This window comes from Rhodoferax sp. P1_F3, from assembly GCF_056405715.1.
On record NZ_JBFUBO010000001.1, the window covers coordinates 423971 to 444873 of the forward strand.

General features: G+C 61.7%; 21 protein-coding genes. 13 read left to right on the plus strand and 8 right to left on the minus strand.

Annotated elements, in window-relative coordinates:
* Positions 1-71 precede the first annotated feature (71 nt).
* A complete protein-coding gene (locus AC1DZ5_RS02090; RefSeq protein ID WP_477885548.1) occupies positions 72-980 on the plus strand; it encodes a DUF6279 family lipoprotein in 909 nt (302 codons plus the stop codon).
* Between the two features lie 15 nt (positions 981-995).
* A complete protein-coding gene (locus AC1DZ5_RS02095) occupies positions 996-1427 on the plus strand; it encodes a TfoX/Sxy family protein (RefSeq protein WP_477885550.1) in 432 nt (143 codons plus the stop codon).
* 49 nt (positions 1428-1476) lie between these two features.
* Here the strand turns inward: AC1DZ5_RS02095 and AC1DZ5_RS02100 are convergent, their stop codons facing one another.
* Complete coding sequence (locus AC1DZ5_RS02100) at positions 1477-2076, minus strand: 5-formyltetrahydrofolate cyclo-ligase (RefSeq protein ID WP_310345058.1); 600 nt, start codon at positions 2074-2076, stop codon at positions 1477-1479.
* Between the two features lie 9 nt (positions 2077-2085).
* On the opposite strand from AC1DZ5_RS02100, the gene AC1DZ5_RS02105 reads away from it, so the two are divergent.
* The 7 genes from AC1DZ5_RS02105 to AC1DZ5_RS02135 all read left to right on the plus strand — a co-directional run bounded on the left by AC1DZ5_RS02105 (position 2086) and on the right by AC1DZ5_RS02135 (position 10214).
* Complete coding sequence (locus AC1DZ5_RS02105; RefSeq protein WP_477885552.1) at positions 2086-4098, plus strand: lytic transglycosylase domain-containing protein; 2013 nt, start codon at positions 2086-2088, stop codon at positions 4096-4098.
* A gap of 98 nt (positions 4099-4196) precedes the next feature.
* Positions 4197-4880: a glutathione S-transferase family protein gene (locus tag AC1DZ5_RS02110; RefSeq protein ID WP_477885554.1), complete on the plus strand. Its 684-nt coding sequence runs from the start codon at positions 4197-4199 to the stop codon at positions 4878-4880.
* A gap of 5 nt (positions 4881-4885) precedes the next feature.
* Positions 4886-6169 carry a multifunctional CCA addition/repair protein gene (locus tag AC1DZ5_RS02115; RefSeq protein ID WP_477885556.1) on the plus strand — a complete coding sequence of 428 codons (1284 nt, stop codon included), beginning with the start codon at positions 4886-4888 and terminating at the stop codon, positions 6167-6169.
* 53 nt (positions 6170-6222) lie between these two features.
* Positions 6223-6924, plus strand: a complete 702-nt coding sequence (locus AC1DZ5_RS02120) for a response regulator transcription factor (protein ID WP_477885558.1) — start codon at positions 6223-6225, stop codon at positions 6922-6924.
* Positions 6921-8297, plus strand: coding sequence for a sensor histidine kinase (locus AC1DZ5_RS02125; protein ID WP_477885560.1), 1377 nt, complete (start codon positions 6921-6923; stop codon positions 8295-8297). Before AC1DZ5_RS02120 ends, AC1DZ5_RS02125 begins: the two co-directional genes overlap by 4 nt.
* 308 nt (positions 8298-8605) lie before the next feature.
* Positions 8606-9508 carry a hypothetical protein gene (locus AC1DZ5_RS02130; protein ID WP_477885562.1) on the plus strand — a complete coding sequence of 301 codons (903 nt, stop codon included), beginning with the start codon at positions 8606-8608 and terminating at the stop codon, positions 9506-9508.
* Between the two features lie 250 nt (positions 9509-9758).
* A complete protein-coding gene (locus AC1DZ5_RS02135; protein WP_477885564.1) occupies positions 9759-10214 on the plus strand; it encodes a hypothetical protein in 456 nt (151 codons plus the stop codon).
* 198 nt (positions 10215-10412) lie between these two features.
* Here the strand turns inward: AC1DZ5_RS02135 and AC1DZ5_RS02140 are convergent, their stop codons facing one another.
* The 7 genes from AC1DZ5_RS02140 to AC1DZ5_RS02170 all read right to left on the minus strand — a co-directional run bounded on the left by AC1DZ5_RS02140 (position 10413) and on the right by AC1DZ5_RS02170 (position 18272).
* Positions 10413-11486, minus strand: a complete 1074-nt coding sequence (locus tag AC1DZ5_RS02140; protein ID WP_477885566.1) for an ABC transporter ATP-binding protein — start codon at positions 11484-11486, stop codon at positions 10413-10415.
* A 3-nt stretch (positions 11487-11489) separates the two neighbouring features.
* Entirely contained in the window at positions 11490-12344 is an 855-nt protein-coding gene (locus tag AC1DZ5_RS02145; protein WP_477885568.1) for a carbohydrate ABC transporter permease, read from the minus strand.
* Between the two features lie 30 nt (positions 12345-12374).
* A complete protein-coding gene (locus tag AC1DZ5_RS02150) occupies positions 12375-13253 on the minus strand; it encodes a carbohydrate ABC transporter permease (RefSeq protein ID WP_310345027.1) in 879 nt (292 codons plus the stop codon).
* Between the two features lie 5 nt (positions 13254-13258).
* The gene (locus AC1DZ5_RS02155) at positions 13259-14521 is read right to left on the minus strand and encodes an ABC transporter substrate-binding protein (protein WP_477885570.1); all 1263 of its coding nucleotides are present in this window, start codon (positions 14519-14521) and stop codon (positions 13259-13261) included.
* A gap of 107 nt (positions 14522-14628) precedes the next feature.
* A complete protein-coding gene (locus AC1DZ5_RS02160) occupies positions 14629-15879 on the minus strand; it encodes an ABC transporter substrate-binding protein (protein ID WP_477885572.1) in 1251 nt (416 codons plus the stop codon).
* A gap of 179 nt (positions 15880-16058) precedes the next feature.
* Complete coding sequence (locus AC1DZ5_RS02165) at positions 16059-17015, minus strand: ROK family protein (protein ID WP_477885574.1); 957 nt, start codon at positions 17013-17015, stop codon at positions 16059-16061.
* A gap of 135 nt (positions 17016-17150) precedes the next feature.
* Positions 17151-18272: a class I SAM-dependent methyltransferase gene (locus AC1DZ5_RS02170; protein WP_477885576.1), complete on the minus strand. Its 1122-nt coding sequence runs from the start codon at positions 18270-18272 to the stop codon at positions 17151-17153.
* Between the two features lie 38 nt (positions 18273-18310).
* Between AC1DZ5_RS02170 and AC1DZ5_RS02175 the strand changes: the two genes are divergently transcribed.
* The 4 genes from AC1DZ5_RS02175 to ttcA are packed head-to-tail and all read left to right on the plus strand — an operon-like array spanning position 18311 to position 20892.
* Positions 18311-19129 carry an SDR family NAD(P)-dependent oxidoreductase gene (locus tag AC1DZ5_RS02175; RefSeq protein ID WP_477885578.1) on the plus strand — a complete coding sequence of 273 codons (819 nt, stop codon included), beginning with the start codon at positions 18311-18313 and terminating at the stop codon, positions 19127-19129.
* A complete protein-coding gene (locus AC1DZ5_RS02180) occupies positions 19126-19527 on the plus strand; it encodes a dihydroneopterin aldolase (RefSeq protein ID WP_477885580.1) in 402 nt (133 codons plus the stop codon). Before AC1DZ5_RS02175 ends, AC1DZ5_RS02180 begins: the two co-directional genes overlap by 4 nt.
* A 7-nt stretch (positions 19528-19534) precedes the next feature.
* Positions 19535-19906 (plus strand): dihydroneopterin aldolase, encoded by a 372-nt coding sequence (locus AC1DZ5_RS02185; RefSeq protein WP_477885784.1) that lies wholly within the window; start codon positions 19535-19537, stop codon positions 19904-19906.
* 26 nt (positions 19907-19932) lie between these two features.
* A complete protein-coding gene (gene ttcA / locus AC1DZ5_RS02190) occupies positions 19933-20892 on the plus strand; it encodes a tRNA 2-thiocytidine(32) synthetase TtcA (protein ID WP_477885582.1) in 960 nt (319 codons plus the stop codon).
* Positions 20893-20903: the final 11 nt, after the last annotated feature.

Genomic DNA, 20903 nt, shown 5'->3' on the forward strand with positions numbered 1-20903 from the left:
GCGCGCTGGGCGTCTTGCCCAGAACTTTGCCCGGAAACCTGAAAACTAGAAGTCACAACATGCCCCTGCTGATGTCTGCATTGCCAAATGATGCGCGCTCGCCGCTGCGTGTGAGCGGCCTGCGCTGGTGCGCCATTATCGGGCTGCTCATGGCGTCGCTGGTGCTGGGTGGCTGCAGTGCGCTGCGCCTGGCCTACAACAACGCGCCCGACTTCACCTACTGGTGGCTGGATGGCTACTTCGATTTCGACGGCTCCCAAAGCCTGCGCCTGCGCAACGACCTGAAAAGCCTGCAGGACTGGCACCGCCAGGGCGAGTTGCCCCAACTGGCCGAAACGCTCAAAAACCTGAACACCGCCGCCCCCCAAGCGGTAGTACCCGAGCAGGTCTGCAAGCTCAGCACCTACCTGGAAGAGCGCGTGCAAGCCGTGCTGGACCGGGCCGCGCCCACCGCCGTGGCACTGGCGCCCAGCCTGACGGTGGCGCAGCTAGACCACCTGACCCGCGCGCTGGACAAGCGCAACCGCGAATGGCGCGAAGAGTGGCTGGACGGCACGCCGGAGCAGCGCAATGACCGCCGCCTGAAGAAACTGGTAGAGCGCGCCGAAGGTTTTTATGGCCGCGTGAGCGACGAACAGCGGGCGCTGCTGCAAAGCCAGATGGACACCTCAGCCTTTGATGCCAGCCTGCAGTACCGCGAAATCCTGCGCCGCCAGCAGGATGTGCTGCAAACCCTGCGCGCCCTGCGAGCCAGCAACCCCGCAGAGATCCATGTGCAGGCCGAGGTGCGCGCTCTGGTGGCGCGCAGCCTGCAGTCGCCCGACCCCGTGTTCCGGCAGTACACCGACCGGGTACGCACCCAGGCCTGCAGCGCCATTGCCGCCTTCCACAACAGCACCAGCGCCAGCCAGCGCAGCAAGCTGCAGCAAACCCTGCAAGGCTACGAAGCCGATGTCCGCGCGCTGATGGCGCGCACCTAACCCCCGTCCCACGCCATGGCCATTCAGAACCCCGACTTTGCCGACTACTGCTGTGAACTTTTGAGTGGCCTGGGCCCCTGTGTGGCCAAGCGCATGTTTGGGGGCTGGGGCATCAGTGTGGACGGGCTCACCGTGGCCATTTTGGCGAACCTGGGCGGTGGCGACACGCTGTGGCTCAAGGCCAGCGCCGACACACAGGCCCAGTTTGAAGCCGAAGGCTGCCCACGTTTCAGCTATGGCTCCAAGACCGGCACGCGCGGCATCAACTACTACGGCGCCCCGGCCGACGCAATGGAGTCGCCCGCCCTGATGCTGCCCTGGGCACGCCTGGCGATGCAGGCCGCCTTGCAGGCCAAGAAACCGGCGGCACGGCCCAAGGCACCGGCCAAAGCAAAGAAAACCGCCCAAAAGCGAAACCCGCCGCCGGGCCGCCCCAAGGCGGGTTAGCCCCCGCGGGGGGCAGCGACCCGCGCAGCGGCGGAGCGTGGGGGCCACATTACGTCGGCCAAACAATCCCGTGGTCGTTGAGGATGGTGTCCAGCGGCATGTCGTGCGGCTCGGGCTCAAAGTCATCCACAAAGTCGGTGCCAAAGCCCAGCCCCACCGTGAACGGCTTGGGGCTCAGGCTGCCCAGCATGCGGTCGTAAAAGCCACCGCCATAGCCTAGCCGGTAGCCACCCGCGCTGTAGCCCACGCAAGGCACAAACAGCAGCGTGGGCACGATCAACTCCGTGTCCTTGGGCTTGGGAATGCCGTAGGCATCTTCTTCCATGGGGCAGCCCGGGTACCAGGCGTGGAAGGTCATGGTCTTGTGTTCGCGGTTCACCACCGGCAGGCCAATGCGGCGCGGCTGGGGCTGGTCGATCAGTTCACCGTCTTCCTTCCAGCGGTGCAGGGCGGGCAGCGGATCAAACTCGCCCTTGATGGGCCAGTAGGCACCAATCACCGCGTCGGGCCGGCCCACCAGCCAGATGCGCATCACGCGCTGTAACAAATCAGCCCGCTGTAGGCGGTCCGGCAGGTTCAGGCGTTGTTCCAGAAGCGCCTTGCGAAGGGCTTTCTTTTGCGCGGCTTTGCTATCGTCTGAGTTGTCCATAATCCCCACATGCAGTTTTCAGTCATTCTGACATCCTTGGCGCTCACCAGCGCGCTGGTGTCCTCCGTTCTCGCTCCAGCATACGCCCAGGCGCGTGACCTTCCCCGCGATTCCGCCCGTGCCGACGAGGTGGTGCTGGACATGGCGCAAGCCTATAAACAGCGCGACCGCAAACGCCTCACCGCCCTGCTGCCGCAGCTGCGCACGCACCCGCTGGAGCCCTGGGCAGCCTACTGGGAACTCTCGACCCGGCTGTACGATGCCAGCCCCAACGACATCCAGGACTTTTTGAACCGCCACAGCGGCACCTACCAGGAAGACCGGCTTCGCGCAGAATGGTTGCTGCAGCTGGGCCGCAACCGCGACTGGGACACTTTCAACCGCGAGTACCCGCTGTACCGCATGGGCGACGACCGCTCGGTGCGCTGCTACGGCCTGCTGGCCAGCTACACCACCCAGGGCGCAGACGTTACCAATGCGGTGCAGGACACCTGGCTTTCGCTCAAAGACGCCGACGAAGCCTGCGGCAGCGCTGCCGGCCAGCTGATCAAGGACAAAAAGCTCAACACCCACGTCGCCTGGGTGCGCGCCCGCCTGGGCATGGAGAACGACAAACTGCGCATCGCCACCCAGGCTGTGGCGCTGATGGACCCGGACTGGGTCAAGACTGTCAACTCCATCTACCTGAACCCCGGCAAATACCTCAACGACAAGCTCACCGCACTGCGCCCACAGACGCGCGAACTGGTGTCGCTGGCGCTGATCCGCCAGGCCTTTCTGGAGCCGCTGGACGCTGCGGTGGAAGTGGAAAAACTGCGCTGGAAAGCCCAACTCACGCAGGAAGAGCGCAGCTGGATCTGGGGCGTGATCGGCAAACGTGCCGCACAACGTCTCTCGGACGATGCACTGGGCTACTTTGCCAAGGGTCAGTTTGCGCAGATGCATGAAGACCACCTGGTCTGGGCCGCGCGCGCTGCGCTACGCGCCGGGCGCTGGGCCCAGGTCGCCGATGCCATCGCCGCCATGCCAGAGGGCCTGCGCAACGACCCCACTTGGGTCTACTGGCGCGCCCGCGCCCAGCTGGCCCGCGCCAGCACCGACGTGGCCCGCACGGAGGCACTGCGCCCGCTGGAAAACATCGCCAGCGTCAAAGGCTTTTACGAAATGCTGGCACTGGAAGAGCTGGGCTACAAGGTGATCGCCCCGACCCGCCCCTTGCCCCCGACGCTGGAAGAAAAAGACACGGCCAAGGCCAACCCCGGCTTGGCACGCGCGCTTTACGCCATCCAGATCGGCCTGCGCACCGAGGGCGTGCGCGAGTGGAACTACACCACCAACCTGCACGCCCGGGGCGGCATGGACGACCGTGGCTTGCTGGCCGCCGCCGACCTGGCCTGCAAAAACGAGGTGTGGGACCGCTGCATCAACACCAGCGAACGCACCAAGGGTGTGATCGACCTGGAACAGCGCTTCCCCATGCCGTTCAAGTCCGCCGTCATGGCGCGCACCCAGATGATCGGCCTGGAGCCCGCCTATGTGTATGGCCTCATCCGCCAGGAAAGCCGCTTCATCATGGACGCCAAATCGGGCGTGGGCGCCTCTGGTCTCATGCAGGTCATGCCCGCCACGGCACGCTGGACCGCCAAGAAGATTGGCCTGACCGACTTCCAGGCCCACCAGATCACCGACCGCGACACCAACATCGCCATCGGCACCGGTTACCTCAAGCTGGTGCTGGACGACTTTGGCGGCTCCATGGCCATGGCCGCGGCCGCCTACAACGCCGGCCCCGGCCGACCCCGCCTGTGGCGCGGCCAGACCGGCAGCCCCACGGTAGAGGCCGCCATCTGGGCCGAAAACGTGCCGTTCACCGAGACCCGCGACTACGTGAAGAAAGTGCTGGCCAACACCACGCTGTATGCCGCGCTGATCACCGGCCAACCCCAGTCGCTCAAGGCGCGCCTAGGCACCGTGGGCCCGCGCGATACGTCCACGCCCGACCCCGGACTGGAACTGCCCTGAACCCGACCCCAGGGCGTCCACATCAATGGGCGCCCTTTTTTTCATCAATGAAAATGCCAGGGTCTTTTACGATGGCAGTCCTACAACCAAGGTGACCCATGCCCCAGCTCTACATCGGTAACAAAAACTACTCCTCCTGGTCCATGCGCCCCTGGGTGCTACTCAAGCAGGCCGACATTGCGTTTGACGAGGTAATGGTCCGCTTCGACTCGTTCGACAGCGGCTCTCAATTCAAAACCACCCTGAGCAAACACACGCCCACCGGCAAGGTACCGTTGCTGGTGGACAGTGATTTGGCTGTGTGGGACACCCTGGCCATTGCCGAGTACCTGGCGGAGCAATACCCCGACAAGCAGCTCTGGCCCCAAGACAAGGCCGCCCGAGCCCGCGCGCGCAGCGTCTGTGCCGAAATGCACTCCGGCTTTACCGCACTGCGCGGCAACTGCCCCATGAATGTGGAAGCCAACCTGACCACCGCGGGCGCACTGATCTGGCGTGACAAGGCCGGCGTGCGGGCCGACGTGGCGCGCCTGGTCGCCATGTGGGAAGGCCTGCTGGACCAGTACGGCGGCCCGCTGCTGTTTGGCCAGTTCACCGTGGCTGATGCCTACTTTGCCCCGGTCTGCACACGCCTGAAAACCTACGCCCTGCCGCTGCCAGCCAAGGCAACGGCCTATGTGGACCGTGTTCTGGCCCTACCCGGCGTGAAGGCCTGGACTGATGCGGCGCTGGCCGAAAAAGACTTTCTGGTCTTTGATGAGCCTTACCGGCTTGCGCCCTGACACCCATGCCCGCCGACCGCACGCCCCTCACCATCCCCGGCCAGACCTACCTGGTGGGCGGCGCCGTGCGCGATTCGCTCTTGGGCCTGCCGGTGAAGGACCACGACTGGGTGGTCGTGGGTGCCACGCCGCAGGCCATGCTGGACGCCGGCTTTGTGGCCGTGGGCCGCGACTTTCCGGTCTTCCTGCACCCGCACAGCAAAGAGGAATACGCGCTGGCCCGCACCGAACGTAAAACGGCACCGGGCTACCGCGGCTTTGCGGTGCACGCCGAACCCGGCGTGACACTGGAAGAAGACCTGGCCCGGCGCGACCTTACTATCAATTCCATAGCTGCTCGCGCAGATTCTACGGGGGCTAGCGGCTCATTTGACACCAAAACCCTGGTAGACCCCTTCCACGGCCAGGGCGACATCGCCCAGCGCGTGCTGCGCCACGTGACGCCCGCCTTCCGCGAAGACCCGGTGCGCATCCTGCGGCTGGCACGCTTTGCCGCGCGCTTCACCGATTTCACCGTGGCTTCTGAGACCACGGAGCTCATGCAAACCATGGTGAACGAGGGCGAGGTAGACCATCTGGTGCCCGAGCGCGTGTGGCAGGAGCTGGCCACCGGCCTCATGGAAGCCCAGCCCGCACGCATGTTTGCGGTGCTGCGCAGCTGCGGCGCGCTGGTGCGCCTGTTGCCCGAGCTGGACCGCCTGTGGGGCGTGCCGCAAAGCCCACAGCACCACCCCGAGGTGGACACCGGCGTGCACGTGATGCTGGTGCTGGACCGCGCCGCCCAGCTGGGCGCGCCGCTGGCCGTGCGCTTTGCCTGCCTGGGCCACGACCTAGGCAAGGGCACCACGCCGACCGACGTGCTGCCCCGCCACATTGGCCACGAGGAGCGCAGCGAGCGCCTGCTCAAAACCGTATGCCAACGCCTGCGCGTGCCCACCGACTGCGCCGAGCTGGCCGAGGTGGTGGCGCGCGAGCACGGCAACATCCACCGCTCTGGCGAACTCAACGCAGCCGCCGTGGTACGCCTCTTGGAGCGCTGCGACGCCTTCCGCAAACCCCAGCGCTTCGCCCAAGTGCTGCAGGCCTGCCAGTGCGACGCCCAGGGCCGCCTCGGCATGACCGACGCCCCATACCCCCAGGCCGACCGCCTGGCCGCCGCGCTGCAGCGCGCACAGGCAGTTGCTACAGATTTAGTAGCTGCTCGCGCAATATCCACGGGGGCTAGCGGCCCAAAAATAGGCCAAATGATCCAGGCGGCGCGCACCGAAGCCGTCGCGCAAGGACTCTAGACACCGCGCTTTCCCCCTCCCTGCTACGCCAACTGCCTTGGTATGCTCGGCCCATGGCCCATTTACTGATTGTTGAAGACGATGAATTGCTGCGCGACGGCCTGTGTGCGCAGCTGGTCCACGCCGGCCATAGCGTGAGCAGCGCCAGCGATGGCGCGCAGGCCCAAAGCCTGCTGGAAGGCAACCGCTTTGACGGCGTGGTGCTGGACCTGGGCTTGCCGCTGATTGACGGCATCAGCGTGCTGCACTGGATACGCCAGCGCCTGACCGCCCTGCCCGTGCTGGTGCTCACCGCGCGCGACGGCGTGGACGACCGGGTGCAAGGCCTGAACGCCGGCGCCGACGACTACCTCACCAAACCCTTCAACATGGCCGAGCTGCTGGCCCGGCTGCAGGCCATGCTGCGCCGCTCGCGCCTGCCGGCCTTTGGCGGCTCGCTGGAGGTGCAAAGCAGCTCCAGCAAAAACCTGCGCCTGGACCCCGTGCTGCCCCTGGCCTGGCTGGGCGAAGACCCCATGGACCTGACCCAGCGCGAGTGGTCGCTGCTGTCGCTCTTGGTGAACAACATGGGCCAGGTGGTGGGCCGCGAAGACGTGCTCGCTGTGTGGCAAACGCAGCCACAGGATGGCGCGGCCGTGGGCTCGAACGCGCTGGAGGTGTATGTGCACCGCCTGCGCCGCAAACTGACCGACAGCGGCCTGAACATCCGCAACGTGCGTGGCCTGGGCTACATGCTGGAAACCGACAGCGCATGAGCGCTCCGGCCCGCTTCTCGCTCAAGCGTCAGCTGCTGGTGTGGCTGCTGCTGCCCCAGCTGGTGCTGTGGCTCATGGGCGGGGTGCTGGCCTTTCGGGTGGCGCTGTCCTATGCCGAGAAAACCATTGACCAGTCACTGACCCAATCCGTGCGCTCGTTGGCGCGCCAGGTCAAACCACTGGGCTCGGGCCTGTTGATTGACTTTCCGCGCGCCGCACAAGACATCATGGAGCAAGACCCCAGCGACCGGGTGGCCTACATGGTGTCCTCGCCACCCGGCAGCTTTTTGCTGGGCAACACCAAGATACCCGCCATGCAGCCCGACCTCTATATGCCCGACAACGAGCCACGGCTCTACGAGGTGGTGCTGGATGGCAAGCCCATGCGCGTAGCGTCCATGGACCTGAGCTTTGGCGACGGCTTTACCGACCAGCGCATGCGTGTGCAGGTGGCCAAGAGCCTGGTGGTGCAGCAGCGCATTGCGCGCGAGCTGGTGCGCGATGTGCTGTTCCCCCTGCTGCTGCTGGGCGCGGTGCTCAGCGTGCTGGTGTACGAGGGCATACGCCGCGGCCTGGCCCCCTTGGAGCGGCTCGAGGCCCAACTGGCACACCGCACCACGGCATCTCTCTCCCCCATCGAGATGACCCAAGCGCCAGAGGAGGTGCACTCGCTGGCCAATGCGCTGAACCAGCTGCTCACCACGCTGCGCCGCAGCCTGAGCCAGGAGAAACGCTTTTTGAACGACGCCGCACACCAGCTGCGCACGCCGCTGGCCGGCCTGATCAGCCAGACCGAGCTGGCCATGCAGGAAAAAGACCCCGAAGCCCTGCAACAGCGCCTGGCCAAAGTGCACACCGGCGCCCAGCGCAGCGCCCACCTGGTACACCAGTTGCTGTCGCTGGCGCGCACAGAGGCCGAAGTCACCCTGCACCCGGTAGACGCCGCAGCGCTGGCACGCGAGGTGGCGCGCGAATGGACGCCACGCGCGATGGCCGCGGGCGTAGACCTGGGCTACGAAGGCGAAGACGCGGTGATGGTGCCAGCCGACAAACTGCTGCTGCGCGAGGTGCTGAGCAACCTCATCGACAACGCGCTGCGCTACGCAGGCAAGGGCAGCAACGTGACCCTGCGCACCGAGGTGCGCGACGGCTTGTGTTTTCTGGAAGTGGAAGACAACGGCCCGGGCCTATCGGCCGAGCACCTGGAACGTGTGTTCGAACGCTTCTGGCGCGCCAGCGAGTTACCCGGCGGCTGCGGGCTGGGTCTGTCCATCGTGGCCGAGATTGCCAAACGCCACCGCGGCACGGCCACGGCACGCACCACGCTGCCGCATGGGTTGACGATTAGTTTGCAGCTGCCGTTGCAGGGGTGATGGCGGGCTGCTTTGCGGGGCGGAAGCAGACGTTCGAAAATTCACCAAAATGAATGAAAGGGACTTCCCCGTCCCGAGCAAGCCGCACGCCAAGAGGGTTGCGGTTTACGGCAACTCAGTGCCATGATGGAGAGGTCACCGAAAGACCGGCCAAATTTGATTCAAAAATTTGGGCGAAATTTACAACCCCCTATCGCGACTGCCTCAGCAGGCGGTTCAGTCCAACATGGTTTATCAGCCGCGAGAGGCGTTCGTGGTTTCTACGAGCATTGCAGCGCGGCTGATAAACGCTAATCGTTAGGCTTCATATGCTGTCTTCTGCATTTTTCTTCTTGGCCGCAAAGGTGATCTTCTTCCTTCGGGCGCTAGCGCCATTCCTTCAGCAACGTGATCGTCAAACGCAGAAGACCAAACTCCTTTCAGCTTTGTCGTCGCTAAAACAAATGAAATTCGGCGAGCTTGCGACGAAGGCAATTGGTCTAGCGGACAAAACGTTTAACACAGTTGGGGGGAGCAAGATACTTTCGGCCTCCTATGTAATCCGGTGTGCTGCAATCGGGTTGAGCCTTGGAGTACTGCTCTCAGCTTTCGCTTTGATATTTATTGCTAATGATTTCGCACAAGCTGTACTCATTGTGCAAAAGCACTATTGGTGGCAGTTCATATTTCTGCCAAGCGTGTTTACGGCCACTTTCCTTGCACCAGTAGATATAGCTTGCGCCCACCTCTTAGTCCGTTGGGGGGCAAAAGGAAAGACAACTCGCACCTATATTGCTCTCATTGCTGCGCTGCCATTGGCTTATGCCCTATGGGCCGTTGGCGCTGGGTTGGCTGCAATAGTTGGATTTCTCGTTTCCAGTAACCTATTTATTCCGTCGTTCGTCTGGAATCGAATCGTTGTCGCATTCTTCAATCCGATCCAAAGTTCGGGATCTATGCAGCTTGGAACGCATTGGTTTTCCTATGGACTGCTCGCTGCTTCCAGCGCTCTTTCATCGTTTCTGGTATCCGCAATGTTCCTCGTTGCGGCACTGCTCAGGACTTTCCCTGCACCTCTGCAAAGAACTGTCGCAGCCCCGATATTCTGGGCACTGGACGCGCTCAACTGGCTGGATCGGAAAAAGATAAATGCTCCAATACAAGTTCTTTCATGGTCAATTGCTGTCGTGCTGCTTGTCTGCGCAGCCATCTTTGACCTAATTGGTTTTTGAGTACGATCACATGAAACCTAACTTTTCGTTGCATGGGATGCCCCGCCTATCGGCGGCGGCGCCCTGAACTCAAACGTTGAGGCTGTAGAAAAACTCATCCAGAGAAATCCCCTATGAATTGCACCAAAAATCGACGCATCAGAACGGCGTATATGCCACGATCTCGGGCAAGGGAAGGGTGCAAGTACCCTCGAAATCGCGCTACCGCAGCGCACGCGATAGTTTTTTTACAGCCTCGTTAGATCGCTCTATGACCATCACCGAAGTAGTCGCAGTCCTGGGTCTTGCATCTGGCGTTGCGGGCACCGTCCTTGGCGTGATGAACTACTTGCGTGATCGTGCAAGTGTTCAGGTATCGCTTCAATGGGACATGAAGAGCTTTGGCGCGCCGGAGTACGACGAGAACAAGTTCTGGGGTGTTGTAACTGTCACGAACGTCGGACGCCGCCCCATCCACGTGAGCCACGTCGCTCTTCGCCTGCCGAAGGGACTGGACGACACCCACCTTCTGATCAGCGACGGAATTCGAGGCAAAACACTCTCCGAGGCCGCACCGTCGGAAATCCACGTGGTGACCCAGGATGGCATGGAGATATACGCTAAGTACTGGGACAAAATCGTGGCCCAAGTTAGCGATTCGAATGGACACGAATGGAAATCGAAGCCTGTGAAGAAACGCCCCTCGTGGGCGGGCGAAGGAAAGTGAGCGCCCAGCAATATAACGAGTCGATCGACTGGGACGTCCTATCGGCGGGCTTCGCCCACATACTGTCCGCTAGACATCTTCGATGTTAACGACTGCTTTCGAGCGCTGCGAAAGTCGACTTTCAGTTTTTTGAAGAAATAAAAAAAACCGGACTTCCCTACAGGGACAGCCCGGCGCTTCAGTTCTTCGCCTGCGGAATTACGCGTCTAGACGCACACCCGTCGTAGTGCCAAACCAGTTGACGTTGGCAGGGCTGACTTCCAGGCCGACCTGGTCACCGGCTTTCCACTGACTCTTGGGGGCGGTGCGCACTGTCACATCGCCCGCGGCGGTCTTCACTACCACGTAGGTGTCTGCCCCCGTGGGCTCAACCACCATCACCTCACCGCGCCAGGAGGCATCGGACACCAGGTGCACATGCTCGGGGCGCACGCCCAACGTAGCGTCGCCCACTGCGGGCGTGGCCAGTTGCAGGGTGCTGCCGTTGAAAACAAAACGACCTTGCGCACCCGCGGCTTCCACATGGCCCTTGATCAGGTTCATAGTGGGCGAGCCGATGAAGCTGGCCACATAGGTATTAGCCGGGCGGCTGTAGATATCGTCGGGCGTGCCGATCTGCTGCAGGATGCCGTCCTTCATCACCGCAATGCGGCTACCCAGGGTCATGGCCTCGATCTGGTCGTGCGTCACATACACGCTGGTGATGCCGGAGACCTGGTGCAGGCGCTTGATTTCGGCGCGCATTTCCACGCGCAGCTTGGCGTCCAGGTTGGACAGGGGCTCGTCAAACAGGAACAGTTGCGGGTCACGCGCCAGGGCACGGCCCATGGCCACGCGTTGGCGCTGGCCACCGGACAGTTGCGCAGGGCGGCGGTCCAGCAGGTGCTCGATCTGCAGCATGGCGGCTACTTCGGCAATGCGCTTCTTGCGCTGCTCCAGCGGCACCTTGCGCATTTCCAGTGCGAAGCCAATGTTGTCGGCCACGCTCATGGTGGGGTAGAGCGCGTAGCTTTGGAACACCATGGCAATGTCGCGCTGGGCGGGGGCTACGCCCACCACGTTTTTGCCGGCAATGCGCAGTTCGCCTTCAGACGGCTCTTCCAGACCCGCAATGATGTTCAGCAGGGTCGACTTGCCGCAGCCCGAGGGGCCAACCAAGATCAGGAATTCGCCGGGAGCAACATCAATTTCGATCTTCTTGAGAACTTCGACGGCTTTGTCACCTTTGCCGAAAACTTTGCGGATGCCTGCGATTTGAAGAGAAGCTGCCATTTTTTATCCTTTCACCGCGCCGGCGGTGAGACCTTTCACAAAATATTGACCTGCGAGTACGTAGACGAGCATGGTGGGGAGACCGGCAATCACGGCGGCAGCCATGTCGACGTTGTAGCTTTTCACGCTGCTGGAGGTGTTGGCCATGTTGTTCAAGCCCACGGTGATGGGCTTGCTGTCGGCACCGCTGAAGGCCACGCCGAACAGGAAGTCGTTCCAGATGTTGGTGAACTGCCAGATGAGCGTCACCATGAGGATGGGGGTGGACATGGGCACCACGATGCGGAAGAAGATGCGCCAGAAGCCCGCGCCGTCAATACGCGCCGCATTCACCAGCTCTTTGGGGATGGCTGTGTAGTAGTTGCGGAAGAACAGCGTGGTACCGGCCAAACCTGCAATGCAGTGCACCAGGATCAGACCACCCAGCGAGCTGGACAGGCCCAGGAAACCGAGCACCTGGCTCATGGGCAACAGCACCACCTGGAAGGGCATGAACACGCCGAACAACATGAAGCCGAACAGCACCTCGCTGCCCTTGAACTTCCACATACTCAGCACGTAGCCGTTGATGGCGCCCCATGCGGTGGAGATGAGCACGGCCGGCACGGCCATGATGACGGAGTTGACAAAGTAGGGCTGCAGGCCGCGGCAATCTACGCCGGTACAAGCGGCAGACCACGCCAGTTTCCACGAGTCAAAGTTCAGACCGTACGGCAAGCTCAGCAGGTTGCCCGAGCGGATTTGCTCGGCGTCCTTGAAGGACGTGGCCAACATCACATAGAGCGGCGCGAGGAAGAAGAAGGCGGCGATGAGCAGAACGCCGTAGATCAGGATGCGGGGGAGGTTTTTGGACAACATAGGTTTCGATCGTGGTGTGACGGTCGTGGATTAGCGGTCGTGCGGTTTGGAGCGCAATTCGCTGTACAGATAGGGCACCACGAGGGCGGCCACAAAGGCCAGCATCATGGTGGCGCTGGCGGCGCCCAGGCCGATCTGGCCGCGTGTGAAGCTCATGGTGTACATGAAGGTGGCGGGCACGTCCGACGAGAAACCGGGGCCACCGGAGGTCAGCGCCATGACCAAGTCAAAGCTCTTGATGGACAGGTGGGAGAGCACCAGCACGGTGGAGAACACCACGGGGCGCAGGATGGGCAAAATGATGCGCCAGTAGATGCGGGGCAGCGAGGCGCCATCGATCTGGGCGGCCTTGATGATGCTGTCGTCAATGCCGCGCAGGCCGGCCAAAGACAAGGCCATGGCAAAGCCAGCGGACTGCCAGATGCCGGCAATCACGACGCAGTAAATGGCGGTCTCGGACTGCACCAGCCAGTCAAAACTGAAGCTGGCCCAACCGATGTCGTGCATGAGTTTTTCCAGGCCCAGGCTGGGGTTCAAGATCCATTTCCAGGCGGTACCGGTCACGATGAACGAGAGCGCCATGGGGTACAGGTAGACGGTGCGCAGCACGCCTTCAAAGCGAATTTTCTGGTCCAGAAAAATCGCCAGGCCCATGCCCAAAATCATGGAGCCGCCCACGTACAGCAAGCTGAAAAGGCCCAGATTTTTGAGCGCCACGTACCAGCGGTCCATCTCCCACAGGCGTACGTACTGCTCCAGCCCCACAAACTCGTCGTAGTTGGGCAGCATGCGCGAGCCAGTGACGGAGAGCACGCCATTCCAGATCATGAAGCCATAGATGAAGGCGAAGCCGAGCACGAAGCCCGGGGCGATCACCAGCTTGGGTAGGATGTTTTCAAGGGTTTTCATAAGCTTTATTTCTGTTTGGGGGCGCTCACCGCCAACAGCTTGGACAGAGTTTCGTTCACTGTCAATTTGTCGTTATTCCAGAACTCGGACACGGCCGAGCGCATGCTAGCCTGCTGGGCAGACGACAGTGCCATGCCATGGGCCACCGAAGGCACCAGCGTGCCACTGACAGACGTGGCCACAAAGTCCTTGCTGGAGGTCTTGGCACATTCGTCAAACTTGTCCATGGGCATGTTCAGGCGCACGGGGATGGAGCCCTTGCGCAGATTGAATTTCTCTTGAAAGTCTTTGCCCATCAACAGGTAGGCCAGGTAGCCCTGGGCCTTTTGCGCCTCCCAGCTCTTGAGCTGGAACATGGCAAACGAGTCCACGTTGAAGGTGTAAGCCTTTTCGGTGCCGGGCGCTGCCGAGCAAGTGAAATCCTTGCCAGGCGTCTGGCCGGCCGCCAGGAATTCGCCCTTGGCCCAGTCACCCATGAATTGGAAGCCCGCCTTGCCGTTGATCACCATCTCGGTGGTCACGTTCCAGTCGCGGCCGGGAGATTTGTCGTCGGTGTAGGCCTTGATGCGGCGAAACACCTCCAGGGATTTGCGCATCTCGTCGCTGGTCAGGGCCGCACGGTCCAGCTTGACCAGCGCCTTGTCGTAAAAAGCCGCACCGCCCACACCCAGGACCACGGTCTCGAACACCGTGAAGTCCTGCCAGTCTTGGCCGCCATGGGCCACAGGGACAAAGCCCGCGGCCTTGATCTTGTCGGCGGCGGCAAAAAATTCGTCGTACGTCTTGGGCAGCGACGCCACGCCGGCTTTCTTCAGCACGGCCGAGTTCGCCCACAACCAGTTCACCCGGTGCACATTGACCGGCACGGCCACATAGCGGCCTTTGTATTTCATTTGGTCTGCCACCACCTTGGGCAGCACCTCGTCCCAGCGCTCAAAGGAAGCCATGGCATCCAAGCTGGTCAACACATTGAGCTCGGCCCATTCCTGAATGGCAGGGCCCTTGATGTTTGCAGCTGCCGGGGCATTGCCTGCCAGCACACGCTGCTTGAGAACGGCCATGGCGTTCTGGCCGCCACCGCCGGTTACCGTGAAATCTTTCCAGCTGTGGCCACGCAGGGCCATCATGCCCTTGAGTTCCGCCACGGATTTGGCCTCGCCGCCCGACGTCCAGTAGTGGAGCACCTCCACCTCGCCAGCCCACAGGCTCGCACCAGCACACAGGGCCACAGCGGCGCACAGGTAACGCAAAGAGGATGGGAATGACATGGGAATGCAATCTTGAGAGGCCGGCCACATGGGAAACAGCCCCCCCCCCCCGCGGAGGGATGGGGCGTCTGCTTGGCTAGACACTAGCGCTTGCGCGCCAGTACAACTTACTTGGTTGCAGCAGCCTTGGCGATGTTCTTCACACCGTCAGCCACGGAGATCTTGTCGTCGTTCCAGAATTGGGAAACGGCGTCCTTGATCGCACCTTCAGCAGCAGGCTTGATCGCCATGCCGTGGGCCACGGAAGGCACCAGGCCACCAGTCTTGGCGGTTTCCACGAAGTCCTTGGCGGACGTCTTGGCGCAGTCGTCAAACTTGGACATGTCCATGTTCAGGCGCACGGGGATAGAGCCCTTGTTCAGGTTGAACACTTCTTGGAACTCAGTGCCCATGATGGACGCAGCCAGATCCGCCTGGGCCTTTTGGGCACCTGCGTCCTTCAGCTTGTACATGGCAAAGGAGTCCACGTTGAAGGTGTAAGCCTTGTCGGTGCCAGGAGCGGCTGCGCAGATGTAATCCTTGCCGGGAACCTTGCCAGCGGCAGTGAATTCGCCCTTGGCCCAGTCACCCATGAATTGGAAGGCGGCTTTCTCTTGGATCACCATGGCAGTGGCCAGGTTCCAGTCGCGGCCAGGAGCGGCAGCGTCGGTGTAACCCTTGATCTTGCGGAAAGTTTCCAGAACCTTGGTCATGGTGGCGCTGGTCAGTGCCTTTTCGTCCAACTTGATCAGAGCGTCGTTGTAGAACTTGGTGCCACCCACGCCCAGAGCCACGGACTCGAAGGTGGTGAAGTCTTGCCAGTTTTGGCCACCGTGTGCCACGGGGATCAGGCCGGCCTTCTTGACCTTTTCAGCAGCGGCGAAGAATTCGTCCCAAGTCTTGGGGGTGCTTGTCACGCCAGCCTTTTTCAGCACGGCGGCGTTGGCCCACATCCAGTTCACGCGGTGCACGTTCACGGGGGCAGCCACGTAGTTGCCCTTGTACTTCATCACGTCAGCCACGACCTTGGGCAGCAGGCTGTCCCACTTTTCAGCTTTGGCGGTTGCATCCAGGTTGGCCAGCACGCCTTCGGCAGCCCATTCTTGGATGGCAGGGCCCTTGATTTGGGCAGCAGCAGGAGGATTGCCGCTCACGACACGGCTCTTCAGCACGGTCGCAGCGTTATCGCCAGCACCACCAGCCACGGCAAAGTCTTTCCAGACGTGGCCCTTGGCTTGCATGATCTTCTTCAGTTCAGCAACCGACTTGGCTTCGCCACCGGATGTCCAGTAGTGCAGGACTTCCACTTCACCAGCCACAGCGGCCGAACCAGCAACCACGAGTGCCACGGCGGTGGCGAGTTTAGAAAGCTTCAACATCTTGTCTCCAAAAAAGTTTTGTCTTCGCAGCCCGGTGTCTTAAAAAGGGCCAGAAGCTACGTTGAATTCAAACCGACACCATGCCAGTTCGAATTAATTAATTTTTCATTAATTTTTAACGCTCAACTATTGGGAGTTTCCCTAGGGCTTGCTAAATCAAAAAGCCTGAATTAGTTTGCTTAGCCAACAACCAGCGCCAGGGCGGCGTAGTCACCCACCTTTTCACCCAAGCCGGCGGGCACGATTTCGACCCCATTGGTCAGGGCGGGCAGCTTGCCCTTGAGGTAGTTTTGCAGCTTGGGCAGCAGGTAATCGCGGTTGTGCCAGAACACGCTGCCGCCCACGCTGATGCGCTGCAAATCCAGCGTAGCCACCATGTTGAACAGCGTGCGCCCCATCACCGTACAAAGATCATCCACAATGGCTGTAGCCCCCGCATCTCCTGCGCGAGCAGCTACAAAAAGCGTAGCAGCGTCTGAGAAACCCTGGGCGCCAAAACGACGCGGAATGGCGTTACCGGCCACCATACCTTCCACATCCCCCACCAGGCCACAACCGCACAAGGCGTCGTCGTTGCTGATGACAAAGGTATGGCCTGCATGGCCCGCATTGCCGTTCTTGCCGCGCAGAATGTGCCCGTCCACGCACAGGCCCATGCCAATGCCGGTGCTCCAGGTGACGTAGGCGCAGTTGTCCAGCCCCTGCAGCGCGCCCCAGCGGCGCTCGGCCTCCAGCGCACCCACGCCGTCGTTCTCCACCCGCACATTGGGGAAGGCCGCTTTCAGCGGGGCTTCCAGCAGTGCCGTGTTCCAGTCATTGGGGAGCCCACGCGCCTTGCCAGCCAGGCCGCCGCAAATGTTGGGGCCCGCCAGTTCGACCATACCCTGGTTGATGACAAACGGGCCGCAGGTGGCCACGCCCACGGCAGAAATGTCCGCAACGGCAATGCCGGCCAATGCGCAGCTCTCGCCAATCATGCGAATGATCTGCAAGGCCAGCGCGTCGTTATTGCCTTCCTTGCACGTCGGCTCAGACACTTTGCCACGCACACCTTCGGTGTCAGCCACGTTGACAGCCACCTTGGTCCCCCCAATGTCCACACAGGCCACCGGGGCCGCGCCGGGAGGCAGTTTCACCAAAAGATCCGAGGAGGTTGTTTGCATGGTTGTCTCGTTCAAAAAAGGGGCCGTCGGTGGGTCATTACAACGGGCGGCTGATACTAACGTGCAAGCCTCCCACCCTGTTACAGCGCCGTTACGGGCACCAGGCCCTCACAAACGGTGGGTTTTGTCCCCGCGGGCAAAACCCAGCAGGGGCGCATCTACTCCGCGCCCCAAGGCGATCACTTTGAAAAACTCGCCCATCTCATGTTCCAGGATCAGCTTTTGTGCCGCCACGCGCTGCTGCAAAGGTGCGGCCTGCATGGCATCGACCAAGCCACAGTTGATCAGAAAATGGGCCTGGTTGGTATAGCCAAGCACGTCCAGCCCGGCATCCTGTGCGGCCAGCGCTATGCCGGTGAAGTTCACATGCGCGGTGATGTCCTTGAGGCCCACATCCAGTAGCGGTTCGGGGTCGCTCTGGTGCGCGCGGTGGCACATCACGGTGCCCATATGGCGTTGCACATGGTAGTACTCACTCTCCGGAAATCCATAGTCCAGCAACACAATGGCCCCCAGCACCAAACGATCGGCCAGCGTCCGCACAAAGGCTTCGCCCTGGGCGTGGATTTCAGTCAGGTAGTCATGCTCGCCCTCAATCTCCACCGGGGGCCGCAGGGCGGTGGGGCGGTCACTCCACTGCAGGGCGCCCTGCGCTGCCACCACGCCGCGCTCATGCCAGACTCCGCCCCTGCGCACCAGCAACTGCACCGGCATGGCGTCCAGAACCTCGTTGCCCACCACCACGCCGCGCAATTCGGTGGGCAGTTCCGTGGCCCACACCACCTTGTCGCCAAACCGTGCCAGGGTTGCGCGCTGCCGCTCCTTGAGCGAATCGGACAGATCCACAATGGTGTAGCGACGCACCTGGTCACCCAGAGCCTCCAACAGTTGCGAGGCCAGCGCCCCAGTGCCGGCGCCAAACTCCCAGACCTCGTCGGTGCCCGTAACCTCCAGCACCTGCGCCACCTGACGGGCCAACGCCTGGCCAAACAAGGGCGTCATTTCGGGTGCAGTGACAAAGTCGCTGCCCGCCCCGACAACCCCTTCGACACCCTGCACGCCCTGGGGCATCTGACCGAATTTGGACGAGCCGTTGGCGTAATAGCCCAGCCCCGGCGTGTAGAGGGCCTGGCCCATAAACGCGTCAAAACCCTGCCAGCCGCCAGCTTTTTCGATGGCATCCGCGATAATTCGGGTCAGGCTGGCCGGAATGCTTTCGGCAGTGAACATGAACAACGGTCTCGTGTTTGGTAAAGCCAAGGATTATCTTGCCCCTCACCCCCATTCTGCTCAAGGACTATTTGGTGCTTAAACGCGTACTCGTCACCGGTGGCGCCCATCGCCTGGGTGCGCTGCTGTGCACCCAGTTTGCGCAAGCCGGCTGGGAGGTCTGGTGCCACTACCAGCGCAGCGCTGAAGCGGCCCAGGCGCTGTGCAGCCATCTGCGCGCCCAAGGCCATGAGGCCCATGCCATCCAGGCCGAGCTGAGTCAGGAAGACAGTCGCCGCGCCCTGGTGCAGCAAATCGCCGCCAAATCGGGCCCGCTGCACTGCCTGGTGAACAACGCCTCCAGCTTTGAGCCGGACAACGGCCAGGCCATGGACGTGGACGGTGCTCGCCAGCAAATCGAAATCAACCTGCTGGCGCCCCTGTCCCTCTCCAGCCTGATGGCCCAAACCGATGCCGACGAACCAGCGGGTGCGCGCAGCATCATTCACGTGCTGGACCAGAAAGTGTTCAACCTGAACCCCGATTATTTTTCGTATACCGTGACCAAGTTGGCCTTGGAGCGTGCCGTGGCCCTGCAGGCGCAGGCGCTGGCACCCACCATCCGCGTCTGCGGTGTGGCGCCGGGGCTGATGTTTTTGAGCGGCCCGCAAACCCAGGACAACTTTGACCAGGCCGCCCGCGTCAACCTGATGCAGCGCGCGCTAGAACCAGCCCAGGTGGCCGCCACCTGTGTATTCCTGGCCCAGAACCCCTGCATCAGCGGTGTGACCATTGCCGTAGACAACGGACAGCATCTGGTGCCGCTGGCGCGCGATGTGATGTTCATGGTGCCCGCCGCCAACGGAGCCGCGCCATGAGCGAGCGCATCTTCGACACCCTGGCCGTGGAATGCCGCCGCCTGTTTCTGCGTGACCATGTGGTGCCGGTACAGATTGGTGCGCACGACTTTGAGAAGGGCGTGACCCAGCGCCTGGTATTCAACGTAGAGCTGTTTGTGCCCTACGCCAGCACCACGCCCAAGGCCGACAAGCTGGCCGAGGTGGTGGACTACGACTTTGTGCGCGAAGTGATTGCTGCACGCATTGCGCAGGGCCATGTGGAATTGCAGGAAACCCTGTGCGATGACTTGGCGGCCCAGTTGCTGGCCCACCCGCAAGTGCGCGCCGTGCGCCTGTCCACCCAAAAACCCGATGTGTACCCCGACTGTGCGGGCGTGGGCGTTGAAGTATTTCGCATGAAAGGCGCAAATGCGTGAAGAGAGCATGAAGACCGGCACCGGTCACCAAACCCTGACCCTCACGGGCCTGCGCTTCGACGCGAACTTGGGCATTCTGGAGTCGGAAAAAACCGCACCCCAGCCGATCCAGGTAGACGCCGAACTGAGCCTGGGCACCCAGCCCCTGCTGCCGCACGATGATGACATCAACCATGTGCTGGACTACCGCAAGGTGCGCCAAATCATCATCACCGAGTGCACGGCGGAGCATGTGAATTTGCTGGAAACGCTGATCGGCAAACTCTCCCACCGCCTGATGCAGCTGCCTGGCGTGCTGGGGGTGCGCGTGAAGATTGCAAAGCTGGAAATTTTTGAAGACTGTGAAGTGGCCATCCGTATGGAGACGGGCCAGTGGTGAACGCGGATGGCGCAATGGAGAAAACTATGAGTGCAGTGTGGGTAGAAGATGAAACCGCAGAGGCCGCAGACGCGGCTGCCGCAAATCGGAACAAAGAGTTGAAGATCGAGCGCGAAACGCACAAGCTCGAAAAGCGCCTGTGCCGCCAGGTCGGCCAAGCCATCATGGACTTCAACATGATCGAGGAAGGCGACCGTGTCATGGTCTGCATGTCCGGCGGCAAGGACAGCTACGGCATGCTCGACATTCTGCTGAAGATGCAGCAGCGCGCGCCTATCGACTTCAAAATCGTTGCGGTCAACCTGGACCAGAAGCAGCCCGGCTTCCCCGAGCACATCCTGCCCGAGTACCTGAAGAATCTGGGCGTGGAGTACCACATCGAGACACAGGACACTTACTCCATCGTCAAGAAAAACATCCCCGAAGGCAAGACCATGTGCAGCCTGTGCAGCCGCCTGCGCCGGGGCATTTTGTACAACGTGGCGCGCAAGCTGGGCTGCAACAAACTCGCGCTGGGCCACCACCGCGACGACATGCTGCAAACCTTCTTCCTGAACATGTTCTTCGGTGGCAAGCTCAAGGGCATGCCCCCCAAGCTGGCCAGTGACAACGGTGAATTCATTGTCATTCGCCCCCTGGCCTATGTGGCAGAGAAGGACCTGATTCGTTGGGCAGCACACAGACAGTTCCCCATCATCCCCTGCACGCTGTGCGGTAGTCAGACGAACTTGCAGCGTGTGCAGATCGGCAACATGCTGCGCGACTGGGAGAAGCAATATCCCGGTCGGGCCGAAACGATGTTCACGGCGTTGCAAAACGTGGTTCCTTCCCACCTGATGGACCACACCAAGCACGACTTCAAGAACATTGCGACGACTGGCGTGGCTGACGAAGATGGCGACAAGGCGTTTGACGCGGAGGAGTTCCCCGCACCGGCATTGCCAGGACTGTCTGGCTTGCCGGGGCTGCAGGTCGTCAGTCTGTAGGAAAGGAATCA

Bases quoted from the DNA above. Each gene is read 5' to 3' on its own strand.
- AC1DZ5_RS02090 (WP_477885548.1), top strand. From the start codon at position 72: ATGTCTGCATTGCCAAATGATGCGCGCTCGCCGCTGCGTGTGAGCGGC.
- AC1DZ5_RS02095 (WP_477885550.1), top strand. From the start codon at position 996: ATGGCCATTCAGAACCCCGACTTTGCCGACTACTGCTGTGAACTTTTG.
- AC1DZ5_RS02100 (WP_310345058.1), bottom strand. From the start codon at position 2,076: ATGGACAACTCAGACGATAGCAAAGCCGCGCAAAAGAAAGCCCTTCGC.
- AC1DZ5_RS02105 (WP_477885552.1), top strand. From the start codon at position 2,086: ATGCAGTTTTCAGTCATTCTGACATCCTTGGCGCTCACCAGCGCGCTG.
- AC1DZ5_RS02110 (WP_477885554.1), top strand. From the start codon at position 4,197: ATGCCCCAGCTCTACATCGGTAACAAAAACTACTCCTCCTGGTCCATG.
- AC1DZ5_RS02115 (WP_477885556.1), top strand. From the start codon at position 4,886: ATGCCCGCCGACCGCACGCCCCTCACCATCCCCGGCCAGACCTACCTG.
- AC1DZ5_RS02120 (WP_477885558.1), top strand. From the start codon at position 6,223: ATGGCCCATTTACTGATTGTTGAAGACGATGAATTGCTGCGCGACGGC.
- AC1DZ5_RS02125 (WP_477885560.1), top strand. From the start codon at position 6,921: ATGAGCGCTCCGGCCCGCTTCTCGCTCAAGCGTCAGCTGCTGGTGTGG.
- AC1DZ5_RS02130 (WP_477885562.1), top strand. From the start codon at position 8,606: ATGCTGTCTTCTGCATTTTTCTTCTTGGCCGCAAAGGTGATCTTCTTC.
- AC1DZ5_RS02135 (WP_477885564.1), top strand. From the start codon at position 9,759: ATGACCATCACCGAAGTAGTCGCAGTCCTGGGTCTTGCATCTGGCGTT.
- AC1DZ5_RS02140 (WP_477885566.1), bottom strand. From the start codon at position 11,486: ATGGCAGCTTCTCTTCAAATCGCAGGCATCCGCAAAGTTTTCGGCAAA.
- AC1DZ5_RS02145 (WP_477885568.1), bottom strand. From the start codon at position 12,344: ATGTTGTCCAAAAACCTCCCCCGCATCCTGATCTACGGCGTTCTGCTC.
- AC1DZ5_RS02150 (WP_310345027.1), bottom strand. From the start codon at position 13,253: ATGAAAACCCTTGAAAACATCCTACCCAAGCTGGTGATCGCCCCGGGC.
- AC1DZ5_RS02155 (WP_477885570.1), bottom strand. From the start codon at position 14,521: ATGTCATTCCCATCCTCTTTGCGTTACCTGTGCGCCGCTGTGGCCCTG.
- AC1DZ5_RS02160 (WP_477885572.1), bottom strand. From the start codon at position 15,879: ATGTTGAAGCTTTCTAAACTCGCCACCGCCGTGGCACTCGTGGTTGCT.
- AC1DZ5_RS02170 (WP_477885576.1), bottom strand. From the start codon at position 18,272: ATGTTCACTGCCGAAAGCATTCCGGCCAGCCTGACCCGAATTATCGCG.
- AC1DZ5_RS02180 (WP_477885580.1), top strand. From the start codon at position 19,126: ATGAGCGAGCGCATCTTCGACACCCTGGCCGTGGAATGCCGCCGCCTG.
- AC1DZ5_RS02185 (WP_477885784.1), top strand. From the start codon at position 19,535: ATGAAGACCGGCACCGGTCACCAAACCCTGACCCTCACGGGCCTGCGC.
- ttcA (WP_477885582.1), top strand. From the start codon at position 19,933: ATGAGTGCAGTGTGGGTAGAAGATGAAACCGCAGAGGCCGCAGACGCG.